This window comes from Xenophilus arseniciresistens (assembly GCF_028023875.1).
GTDB lineage: Bacteria > Pseudomonadota > Gammaproteobacteria > Burkholderiales > Burkholderiaceae_C > Xenophilus > Xenophilus arseniciresistens.
In genome coordinates, this window is sequence record NZ_JAQIPB010000023.1 from 1 (window position 1) to 674 (window position 674).

General features: G+C 63.2%; 1 protein-coding gene. It reads left to right on the forward strand.

Going from position 1 to position 674, the window contains the following annotated elements; genetic code table 11:
• Window positions 1-669: TorF family putative porin (locus PGB34_RS23035; protein WP_271430461.1), on the forward strand; the 669-nt coding region annotated here is incomplete at its 5' end.
• Window positions 670-674: the final 5 nt, after the last annotated feature.

The window sequence follows — 674 nt, forward strand, 5'->3', positions numbered from 1 at the left end:
GGCGGCTTCGACTTCGCGCACGAAAGCGGCTTCTACGTGGGCAACTGGAACTCCAGCGTCAACTGGCTCAACGGCAACAGCATCGAGAGCGACATCTACGGCGGCTTCAAGTTCAAGGCCGGCCCGGTAGACATGGACGTGGGTGCCATCACCTACATCTACCCCGGCAACGCCGCGGGCAACACCACCGAGCTGTACCTGGGCGCAGGCTGGTCCGACGAGGCCATCGGCGCCTTCGCGGTGAAGTACTCGCACACGGTCTCCAAGGACTACTTCAACTACGCCGGCGCGCGCAACTGGAACCCCTACCTCGATCCCTTCAGCTCGCGTCCCTCGGGCCGCGGCACGGGCTACCTGAACGTCTCGTACAGCAAGGTGATCGTGCCCAACCTGACGCTCAAGGCGGCCGTGGGCTACACCCGCATGAGCAGCGACATCCGCAACGCCGGCTACAAGAGCTATGTGGACTACAACGTGGGTGCCACCTACGATTTCGGCGGTGGCCTGACGCTGTCGGGTTCGGTGCAGGGCGCCAACAAGAAAGACAGCTACCTGCTGAGCACGGCCGACGGCTATGACGTGTATGGCGACGGCTCGTTCATCTACGGCGCGCAAGCGCAGTCCGTGAACAAGGCGCGCTTCATCGTCACGCTCGCCAAGTCCTTCTGATCCAC